This window comes from Limnobacter sp. 130 (genome assembly GCF_902506325.1).
Classification (GTDB): Bacteria; Pseudomonadota; Gammaproteobacteria; order Burkholderiales; family Burkholderiaceae_B; genus Limnobacter.
In genome coordinates, this window is record NZ_LR732333.1 from 168,653 (window position 1) to 179,639 (window position 10,987).

The window sequence follows — 10,987 nt, forward strand, 5'->3', positions numbered from 1 at the left end:
CTTCGTGCAGCCGGGGGCCGTTTTTTTTTTGGGTAAATTGGGATAAATAGTATGCTGATGTCCGTCAAAAAACAGAAGCTGGTGGTAATTGGTAACGGCATGGCCGGTATCCGGGTGGTTGAAGAGCTGATCAAGCTTGCCCCTGAATTGTATGAAATCACCGTGTTTGGCGCAGAGCCGCATCCCAATTACAACCGGATCATGCTTTCGCCAGTATTGGCTGGAGAGCAGAAGTTCGAAGAAACCATACTCAACGACTGGGACTGGTACACCAGCAACAACATTACCTTGCATGTGGGTCGTGAAGTCACTGAAATTGACCGCATAAAACGTGTGGTCAAATGTGCCGATGGCACGGTTGCGCCTTACGATCGTTTGCTGCTGGCCACTGGCTCCAATTCATTCATCCTTCCTGTGCCAGGTTCTACCTTGCCGGGCGTGATCGGGTATCGCGACATTGCAGACACCGAGACCATGCTGGAAGCCGCCAAGCATTACAAAAAGGCTGTGGTCATTGGTGGTGGTTTGCTGGGGCTTGAAGCCGCCAACGGCTTGGCCATTCAAGGCATGGATGTCAGCGTGGTGCATTTACCCACCTGGCTCATGGAGCGCCAGCTAGACCCCACCGCGGCCGGCCTGTTGCAGAAAAGCCTTGAAACCAAAGGCCTGAAATTCTTGCTGGCCAAAAACACCAAGGCCTTGCATGCGGGCCCCGATGGCCGTGTTGCCAAAATTGAGTTTGCCGACGGCGATATTCATGATGCCGATTTGGTGGTCATGGCGGTGGGTATTCGGCCGAACGACAAACTGGCCGCCACAAGTGGCTTGCTGTGTAACCGGGGTGTTGTGGTCAACGACACCATGCAAACCATCACTGATCCCAAAATTTACTCGGTGGGCGAATGTGCCAGCCACCGTGGTGTGGCCTATGGCCTGGTGGCGCCACTGTTCGATCAGGCCAAGGTGTGTGCCAACCACCTGGCCCAGTTCGGCATTGGTCGTTACGAAGGTTCGGTAACCTCCACCAAGTTGAAAGTAACCGGTGTTGATTTGTTCTCTGCGGGTAATTTCATGGGGGGCGAAGGCTGCGAAGAATTGTTGCTCTCCGACCCCATTGGTGGCGTTTACAAAAAACTGGTGATCAAGGAAGACAAGCTGGTGGGTGCTTGCCTGTATGGCGACACGGTCGATGGCTCCTGGTATTTCAAGCTGATGCGTGAAGGCAAGGCCATCAAGGAAATTCGCGAAAAGCTGATGTTTGGCCAGAACAACATTGGCGACACTGGCCATGAAGGTCAAAGCCAGGCCAGCAAAATGGCAGACACCGATGAAGTGTGTGGTTGCAATGGTGTGTGCAAAGGCACCATTGTGCAGGCCATTAAAACCAAGGGTTTGTTCACGATTGAAGAAGTGCGCAAGCACACCAAGGCCAGTGCAAGTTGTGGTTCTTGCACCGGTTTGTGTGAACAGATTTTGATGAGCACCGCAGGTGCCGATTATTCCGCCACGCCTAAAACCAAACCCATGTGCGGCTGTACCGATCATGGTCACCAGGTTGTTCGTGATGCAATTTTCAAGCACCACCTGACCACCAAAGAAGAGGTGTTCGCCACCATGAACTGGCGCACTCCGAATGGTTGTGCAACTTGCCGCCCGGCTGTGAATTATTACCTCATCAGTTCCTGGCCTGGTGAAGCGGTGGATGATCCACAAAGCCGTTTTATCAACGAACGTGCACACGCCAATATTCAGAAAGACAAAACCTATTCAGTGGTGCCGCGCATGTGGGGTGGCGAAACCACTGCCGCTGAATTGCGTCGCATTGCCGATGTGGTCGACAAATACAACATTCCCACCGTGAAAGTAACTGGTGGTCAACGTATCGATTTGCTGGGTGTGAAAAAAGAAGATTTGCAAGACGTTTGGAAAGACCTCGACATGCCCAGTGGCCATGCTTATGCCAAAGGTTTGCGCACGGTAAAAACCTGTGTGGGCAGCGAATGGTGCCGTTTTGGTACACAAGACAGCACCCAGATGGGCAAAGACCTGGAGCGTGGTTTATTCAAAATGTACGCACCCCACAAAGTAAAGCTGGCTGTGTCGGGTTGCCCGCGAAACTGTGCAGAAAGTGGCATTAAAGATGTGGGCGTGATCGGTGTCGATTCCGGTTGGGAAATCTATGTGGGTGGCAACGGTGGCATTAAAACCGAAGTGGCCCAGTTCCTGTGCCGCGTGAAAACTTCCGATGAGGTGATGTCAGTCAGTGGCGCTTTCTTGCAGTTGTACAGAAAAGAAGGCTGGTACCTGGAGCGCACGGTGCACTACCTGGAACGCGTTGGTCTGGAACATGTGAAAGCAAAAGTAATTGATGACCTCGCCAACCGCGATGCCCTGTGGGCCGAGCTACAAGCTGCACTGGCCATTGAAGAAGACCCATGGCACAAGCCCAGGGAAGCACAGGTTGATTTGCGTCAGTTCATTCCAATCCAACTGGCGGAGGTGGTCTAATGTCGGCTTCAGAACTGATCGAACGAAAGGAAACTCAAATGGAATGGATCGACATTTGCGCGGTGGAAGACATCCCCGTGTTGGGATCACGCATTGTGCGCCGCCCCACCGGGCAAGACATTGCAGTATTCCGCAACAGCGAAGAACAGGTGTTTGCACTGCTGGATGAATGCCCGCACAAAAAAGGCCCGCTTAGCCAGGGCATCGTGCATGGCACTACTGTTACTTGCCCCTTGCACAACTGGCAAATTGGTTTGGCCGATGGCTGCGCGCGTGAACCCGATGAAGGTTGCACTGCCAAGTTCACAGTACAGGTGGTGGATGGCCGCGTGCACTTGAAAGCCAGTGAAGTGAAGAACCACGGTATTTAAAAGCGATCTCACACATGACCGAACTGCTTGCACCCATCCAGAACACCAAGACAACATGCCCGTACTGCGGCGTGGGTTGTGGTGTCGTGGTGCGCACACAGGCCGGAAAAATCATCGATGTGAAAGGCGATGAAACGCACCCGGCCAATTTGGGCAAGTTGTGCAGCAAAGGCAGCAAGCTGGCTGAAACCGCCACCGTGAACGTGTATGGCCAAGTGCGCGCAAGCCAACCCCTGTTGCGCATTCAGCGTGATCAGCAAGTGGCCCCGGCAAGCTGGGACACTGCACTTGATTTCACCGCGCGTGAATTTGCACGGTTGATTTCAACATACGGGCCGAACAGTGTCGGCTTTTACATCAGCGGGCAATTGCTGACTGAAGACTATTACGTGTTCAACAAACTCGCGAAAGGTTTGATTGGCACCAACAACGTCGACACCAATTCTCGCCTGTGCATGAGCAGCGCGGTGAGCGGTTACAAACGCACCTTGGGTGCAGACGCACCACCTTGCAATTACGATGATTTGGCTTTGGCCGATTGCGTGTTCATTGCCGGCTCCAACATGGCCTATGCACACCCGGTGGCCTATCGCAGGCTTGAAGCCGCGCGCGCTGCCAAGCCTGGCCACAAACTGATTGTTGTGGACCCCCGCGCAACCGACACCGCGCTGATGGCTGATTTGCATTTGAAAATTCAGCCCGGCACCGACGTGATGCTGTTCAACGCCATGCTGCACGTCATGATGCAAAACGGTTGGCTGGACATGGCCTACATCAACAAATACACAGAAGGCTTCGACGCAGTGGCCAAGGGCTTGGTCGATTACACGCCCAAGCTTGCAGCCAGTGTGTGTGGAGTTCCGGAAGGCGACATTGTTACAGCCGCCACCTGGTTCGCCCAAAGCAACAGGACACTCTCCCTGTATTGCCAAGGGTTGAACCAGGCCACCACCGGAACCGACAAAAATACAGCGTTGATTGCCCTGCATTTGGCGACAGGCCAAATTGGCAAAGAAGGTTCAGGCCCGTTTTCGCTCACGGGCCAACCCAATGCCATGGGTGGTCGCGAGGTGGGTGGCTTGTCTACATTGCTGCCAGCGCACCGCGAATTGGATAACCCCGCGCATGTGGCAGAAGTGGCCGCCTTTTGGGGGGTAAAGCAAATTAGTGCAACGCCGGGTGCCAGCGCGGTTGAAATGTTCGATCAGCTGGAGCAGGGCAAAATCAAAGCAGTGTGGGTGGCCTGCACCAACCCGGCGCATTCACTGCCCAATTCGCAAAAAGTGGCCCGCGCCTTGCAAAACGCCGAACTGGTGGTGGTGCAAGATGCCTACTTAACACCCGCCACCGTGCAATACGCCGATGTGTTGTTGCCAGCCACCACCTGGGGTGAAAAGGAAGGCACGGTCACCAACAGCGAACGGCGAATCAGCCGCGTGCGGCCCGCCATGCCTGCTTATGCAGATTCGAAAAACGACTGGCAAATTGTGGTGGAATTTGCAAAGCGCCTTGAAGTTGAATTGCAAAAACTGGGTGTTGAAAGCCCGCGCCTTGCTAACACTTCCAATGCGTTCATGCCTTACAGCAGCACTGAAGAAATTTTCAACGAGCATCGCGAAACCACGCGGGGTCGCGACCTGGACATTACCGGTTTAAGTTATGCGGTGTTGGAAGCCAACGGCCCGCAGCAATGGCCCATGCCGGAAGGGCAGCCCCAAGGCAAAGCCCGCCTGTACGAAGATGGGCTTTACCCCACAGCCACAGGCAAGGCGAAGTTTGTGTTTGCAAATTACGAGCCCGTGGCCGAGGAAGCTGATGCGCGTTTCCCATGGCGCTTGAACACAGGGCGTTTGCGCGACCAGTGGCACGGTGCCAGCCGCACCGGTACCCTGGCCGAATTTTTCTCGCATGAAGCCGAGCCCGTGATTGCCATGCACCCAGCCGATTTCAAGCGACTGAACTTGAAGCCCGATAGTTGGGTGTCGGTTAAATCGCGCCGCGCCACCATCACCTTGCGTGCGAAAGCGGATGAATCGGTTGCCCGCAACCAGGCCGCCTTGCCCATGCACTGGGGCCCTGAATTTTTTGGCGGTAAAGCGGGTGTGGGTGGAGTCAACGCACTCACCATTGAAGCATTCGACCCGTATTCCAAGCAACCTGAACTGAAGCATTCTGCTGTGAACATTCAACAGGTGCACTTGCCCTGGCAGGTGGTTGTGTTTGTTCACAGCGAGCACTGGCTGAGCATTTGGCAACAAGCCCGTGCCTTGTACGCTGAATTTGATGCAGCCTTGTGCGTGCCCGTGGGCCGTGAGCAAACTGGTGTGTTGTTCCGCGCAGCCAGTGCGCAAGCACCTGCGAAAGAAATTATCGATCGCCTTCAAGCCTTGTTTGAATGTGAGGGTGGCGATGTCATGGTGTACTCCGACCCGAAAACCGATGCGCGCCGCCGCATTGGTGTGAACGTACACGCCACGGGCGAAGGGCAAACCGCCACACTCAGCAAAGTATTTTTGGCTGGCAATATTGAATCCGAAGGCTGGTTGCGCAACTACTTCGACCAACAACTCGATGTCATGCCTTTGCGCAGTTTTCTTCTGGCCCCGGCCAGCCAACCGCCAGGTGTGCAAACCGAGGCCGTGCGCATGGTGTGCAACTGCGTGGGGGTGTCCCAGCAAGCGATTGAGGCGGGTATTGCCATTGCCTGCGCCAAGAACCCGAATGCAGGCGAGAATGAATTGCTGTCGGGTTTACAAGGCAGCCTTAAATGCGGCACGCAATGTGGTTCGTGTGTGCCTGAAATTCGTAAACTCATTCGCACACAAGCCAGCCTTGCTACAATGGCGCCTTAGTCTTTACTTAGGCACAGCTTCAGCGTCATGCCCAATCCAGTTCACACTGCCCAATTTTCTTGCGCGCCATTCATCAAAGAAATTGGTCGCGGCAAAGACGGTGCTCGCGGCCTGTCTCGCGAACAGGCCATGGCGCTGTATTCAGCCATTCTGCGTGGCGAGGTGTCAGATTTCGAATTGGGTGCCGTGCTCATTGCCCTGCGCGTGAAGGGCGAAAGCCACGACGAACTCATTGGGTTTCTCGACGCCATTGCAAGCCACTGGCCCGCCGATGAAGACCTGCCACATGTGCAAACACTGAATGCCTTGAACGAGCAGTCTTCTTGCAGCGGCAAACCCGTGGTGGTGATCCCCAGTTACAACGGTGCGCGGCGCAAACCCAACTTCACGCCCTTGCTGGCCGGTTTGCTCGCGCAGCGTGGTTACCCGGTGCTGGTGCATGGTCTAGAGAAAGACTTCACCGGCCGCGTAAGCAGTGCAGAAGTATTTTCGCACCTGAATTGGCAGGCCGTGGACATGCCCAACCCTGCGCCTGTGTACATGCCCATGGCGCAAATTTATCCAAGAATTGAAGCCCTGTTGCAAACCCGCAAATTACTCGGTGTTCGCAGTTGTACCCACACCCTGGTCAAATTAATGGTGCCCAGTGCGTTTGGCAACGCCATGCTGGTAACCAGCTACACCCACCCCGAGTTCTGGAACCTGCAACGCGAAGTGCTGTGCGCCACCGGCCACACGGCATTGGTGTTGCGTGGCCACGAAGGCGAGCCAGTGGCTGCGCCGTATCGCAGCCCGCGTATGGATGGCGTGACCGCCGGAAAAACCTGGCGCATTGCCGAACCCGAGAACCTGTTCACCGAGCAACCTGATCCCCACCCGGATATTGATGCAGAATCCACTGCACGGCTTATCGAGATGTGGTTGAACAATCCTCAGGAAATGCCGCATGGCTTTGCTCGCCAGCTTGATGCAATCGACGCGGTACACCAAGCAGCAAATCATGCAGCAGTTTGATGTCATTGTGATTGGTGCCGGCGCGGCTGGCCTGATGTGTGCCGCACAAGCCGGGCAGGGTGGCCTGAATGTGGCTTTGCTGGATCACAGTGAAAAACTGGCCGAAAAAATTCGAATCAGTGGCGGTGGGCGTTGTAACTTCACCAATGTGAATGTGTCAGAGGACAACTTCATTTCTGAAAACCCCCGTTTTGCGCGCTCAGCCCTTGGCCGCTATACCCCGACCGACTTCATTGCCTTGGTAAAGCGTTACAACATTGCATTTCACGAAAAGCACAAAGGCCAGTTGTTTTGCGATCGCAAAAGCGACGACATCATCGACATGCTGGCTGCCGAATGCAATGCAGGCAAAGTGAAGTGGTTTCGCCCCCACAGCGTGAACGGGGTTGAGCACGATGGCAGTCTCTTCAAACTAAGTACCAGTGTAGGCCAGTTGCAAGCGCGCAATGTGGTGGTCGCCACAGGTGGTTTGCCCGTGCCAAAAATTGGCGCAACCGACTTTGGTTTGAAACTGGCCAAACAGTTTGGCCATGCACTGGTCGATCAGCGGCCCGCACTGGTGCCGCTTACTTTTGACTCTGGCATGTGGGAGCCGTTCGTTGAACTGGCTGGCGTGGCGCTGCCCGTGTTGAGTCGCGGCAGCGACGCCAACGCCCCCTGGTTTGATGAAGACCTGCTGTTTACCCACCGGGGTTTAAGCGGACCGGCTGTGTTGCAGGCCTCCACGTACTGGAACCCGGGCAAACCAATTACCCTGAATTTGTCGGGCAAGGAAACGGATGCAGCCGCACTGCAAACCGGTTTGCTACAGGCCACGCTTGGCGCAAAAGCCAATGCCGACAATTGGTTTGCTGCTCAGGTTGCTCACTGGCCCAAGCGTTTGGTGCAGGCCTGGTTGAACAAACCGGAATTGCAGGCCATTGCCGGGCGCAAGGTGGCTGAGTTGGGCAAAAAACAATTGGGCCCTTTGGCGCAGTTAATTGCCGCCTGGCAATTGGTGCCCAATGGCACTGAAGGTTACAAAAAAGCTGAAGTGATGCGTGGCGGGGTCAGCACTGCCGATTTACAGCCCAAAACACTGGAATCGCGCAAAATTTCGGGCCTGTACTTCATTGGCGAGGTGGTTGATGTAACAGGCTGGTTGGGTGGTTATAACTTTCAGTGGGCCTGGGCCAGCGGCTACACTGCAGCCCATGCAATATTGAGCCAAAAATAGTTGAAAATCCTTGAGAAAATCTTCTTTCACATGGTACTATCTCGGTCTTTGCCAGATTCTTGGCGGTAACTCTTTGCTTCAGCACATTGGGTTTTGCAAAAAATATACGCAAAATCAATGGGTTGGAAACTAAAAAACAACTTACGAATACCCGATTGGAGCCTTATGCCAAACGTTCGCGTTAAAGAAAACGAGCCATTTGAAGTTGCCCTGCGTCGCTTCAAGCGCACCATTGAAAAAACAGGTCTGTTGACTGAACTGCGCTCACGCGAGTTCTATGAAAAGCCAACTGCAGAACGCAAGCGCCTGAAGGCTGCTGCCGTAAAGCGCCATTACAAGCGCCTGCGCAGCCAAATGTTGCCCAAGAAAATGTATTGATTCGTTTGGTATGTCACTGAAAGCGCAAATTCTTGAAGACATCAAGCTGGCCATGAAGGCCCGTGAGCAAGCAAAGCTCACCACGCTTCGAATGCTCTCAGCGGCAATCAAACAAAAAGAGGTCGACGAACGCGTCGAACTCGACGATGCGGCGGTTCTCGCCATCATCGAAAAGCAAATCAAGCAGCGAAACGAAGCCGCCATCCAGTTTGAACAGGGTGGTCGGCCAGAGTCGGCTGAGGCTGAAAAGGCCGAGGCTGCTGTTTTGGCGTTTTACCTTCCCGCACAACTCTCAGAATCCGAAGTTGTGGCAGAAATACAAGCCATTGTTCAAGCGCTAGGCGCTACTGGCCCACAAGACATGGGCAAGGTCATGGGCGCTGTAAAAGGCAAGCTGGCTGGCAAAGCCGACATGAGCAAGGTGTCGGGTTTGGTGAAGGCAGCGCTGTCCAAATAAAATAAGCATTAAAACAATCAAGCGTGCATGCGCGCTTTGGCTGTTCGCTTTTGTTTCCTCCCCTTTGGGTTTGTTATTCTAGAAGTCGAACCTTCGGTTCTGATTATTCTGCGCGTGAATTCACCCAAACTGCATGATTCCTCAAAGCTTTATTGATGATTTGCTGTACCGCCTGGACATCACGGACGTGGTGGGGCGCTATGTGCAATTAAAAGCGGCGGGCGCCAACTTGCAGGGCTTGTGCCCGTTCCACAACGAGAAATCCCCTTCCTTTACAGTAAGCCCGTCCAAGCAGTTTTATCACTGTTTTGGTTGTGGTGCGCATGGCAATGCCGTGGGTTTTGTGATGGAGCATTTGGGCTTGACCTTTCCCGAAGCCGTTGAAAGCCTGGCAGGCAATTTGGGTATCGACGTGCCTCATGAAAAGGGCATGGATGTGCCCGCCGAGGTGCGTTCCGAACGGGAAGAGTTGGTGGAGTTGCTGACGCGCGCCGCCAATTATTACAAGGCACAGCTAAAAAAAGCGCCTGTGGCCATTGATTATCTGAAAAACCGCGGCTTGACCGGGCAGGTGGCCGCCCGTTACGGCATGGGCTATGCGCCCGATGGGTATCAAAACCTGGAAGCGGTGGTAGACAACTACACCAGCAACACCCAACTGGATTTGGCTGGCTTGAGCAAAATCAGTGACAGCAACCGGCGCTACGATGCATTTCGCGGCCGCATCATGTTTCCCATTCGCAATGCCAAAGGCCAGGTGATCGGCTTTGGTGGGCGGGTGTTGGGTGACGAAAAGCCAAAATACCTGAACAGCCCGGAAACGCCTGTGTTTTCCAAGGGGCATGAAGTGTATGGCCTGTTCGAAGCACGCCAGGCCATTCACAAAATGGGATACGCCCTGGTGACCGAGGGCTACATGGACGTGGTGGCCCTGGCGCAATGGGGGTTCGAAAATGCAGTGGCCACGCTGGGTACCGCAGTAACGCCCGACCACGTGCTGAAGTTGTTCAAGCAGACGGATCGGCTTGTGTTTGCATTTGATGGTGACGGGGCTGGGCAAAAAGCAGCCTGGCGTGCCCTGCAAGCTTGCTTGCCACATGTCAGTGAAAACAAGCGGGCAGATTTTATTTTTCTGCCTGCTGAGCACGATCCAGATTCCTTCATTCGAACCGAAGGGCCTGATGGCTTTGAGGCCATGGTGGCGCAAGCCGCGCCTTTGTCTGAATTTTTGACGCGTTACCTGGAGCGCAACTACCCCTTGCAGCAAATTGAGGGTAGCGCCGCAGCCATTTCTTTTCTAAAGCCGCTGATTGTGCAAATGCAGCCAACCGTTTACCGGTCTTCCCTGTTGCGTGCTTTGGCCAATTTGCTGGGTGCCACGCCCATGGAGCTTAGTCGCCACCTGGGTTTGAAAAGCCGCGAAGGCGGGGGTGATTATTTTTCACCGAAAAACAAAGGGCAGTTTCAAGGTGGCCAGCAAAGCGGGCAGCAGGGCAAGTTTTCGGGCAAAAAATTTGGCAAGTTCAAAGATGAACCGCTACAAAACAACTGGGGCCCCCGGCCCACTGCGAAATCGCCATTGTTAAGCCTGGCTGCGCGGGTTATTCGAGCGCCAGAACATGTTGAGTTGTGCAATTCCCTGTTGGAGTTGTACGAACGTGAGCAAAACCCGGCTGCCGAGGTACACAGTTTCGTTCATTTACTTGAAAAAATAAGAAGTGACCCCAACTTGTTGGAAGCGAGACTTCAGCACGCATTTAATGATGAAGTTCATCAAAATTGGGTTAACTCGGTGCTAAAAGAAGCACGTAGTTTGGATGATTCCCTCGATTTTGAAACCGAGTTGCGTTCTGGCGTGTATCAATGTAGCGAGCTTTGGTTTAAAGCCGAACTGGAGCGGTTGACCGCCGAGATGCCGACACAAGGGGAACAACTCCGTTGGTATCACGAGTGCATGCAACGCTTCCAAGAATTAAAACAAAAGCGAGTTAATCAGTTATAATTAAGGGTTACGGTGCAAATTTTGCATCTTTTTGTAGTGCGTTTTTGCGCACTGGGTGGCTGTTATTGAGTTGTTCAGGGAATGAATGTTCAAAATACTCAACATTTTTTCAAAAACACAGGAACAGAAAGCCAAATCCGGCCACAAAACCAAGTCTGCGAAGTCACAAAGCGTGAGTTCACAGCAAAC

At 53.8% G+C, this 10,987-nt stretch carries 8 protein-coding genes; all 8 read left to right on the forward strand.

The genetic code is table 11. The features are described 5' to 3' along the window. Positions 1-51 precede the first annotated feature (51 nt). The 8 genes from nirB to dnaG all read left to right on the forward strand — a co-directional run bounded on the left by nirB (position 52) and on the right by dnaG (position 10,798). Entirely contained in the window at positions 52-2,508 is a 2,457-nt protein-coding gene (gene nirB, locus FRIGORI9N_RS14770; RefSeq protein ID WP_159572717.1) for a nitrite reductase large subunit NirB, read from the forward strand. Then, on the forward strand, positions 2,508-2,879 hold the full coding sequence (gene nirD / locus FRIGORI9N_RS14775; RefSeq protein WP_159572719.1) for a nitrite reductase small subunit NirD: 372 nt from the start codon (positions 2,508-2,510) through the stop codon (positions 2,877-2,879). The genes nirB and nirD overlap by 1 nt, the downstream gene beginning before the upstream one ends. 14 nt (positions 2,880-2,893) lie before the next feature. Beyond that, a complete protein-coding gene (locus FRIGORI9N_RS14780) occupies positions 2,894-5,731 on the forward strand; it encodes a nitrate reductase (protein WP_201301512.1) in 2,838 nt (945 codons plus the stop codon). 27 nt (positions 5,732-5,758) lie between these two features. After that, a complete protein-coding gene (gene ybiB, locus FRIGORI9N_RS14785; protein ID WP_159572721.1) occupies positions 5,759-6,745 on the forward strand; it encodes a DNA-binding protein YbiB in 987 nt (328 codons plus the stop codon). Continuing rightward, positions 6,732-7,961 (forward strand): NAD(P)/FAD-dependent oxidoreductase, encoded by a 1,230-nt coding sequence (locus FRIGORI9N_RS14790; protein ID WP_159572944.1) that lies wholly within the window; start codon positions 6,732-6,734, stop codon positions 7,959-7,961. Before ybiB ends, FRIGORI9N_RS14790 begins: the two co-directional genes overlap by 14 nt. 165 nt (positions 7,962-8,126) lie before the next feature. Then, positions 8,127-8,339, forward strand: coding sequence for a 30S ribosomal protein S21 (gene rpsU, locus FRIGORI9N_RS14795; RefSeq protein ID WP_105027193.1), 213 nt, complete (start codon positions 8,127-8,129; stop codon positions 8,337-8,339). Positions 8,340-8,349: 10 nt separating this feature from the next. Then, complete coding sequence (locus FRIGORI9N_RS14800) at positions 8,350-8,796, forward strand: GatB/YqeY domain-containing protein (RefSeq protein ID WP_159572723.1); 447 nt, start codon at positions 8,350-8,352, stop codon at positions 8,794-8,796. Between the two features lie 133 nt (positions 8,797-8,929). After that, on the forward strand, positions 8,930-10,798 hold the full coding sequence (gene dnaG, locus FRIGORI9N_RS14805) for a DNA primase (RefSeq protein WP_159572725.1): 1,869 nt from the start codon (positions 8,930-8,932) through the stop codon (positions 10,796-10,798). Positions 10,799-10,987: the final 189 nt, after the last annotated feature.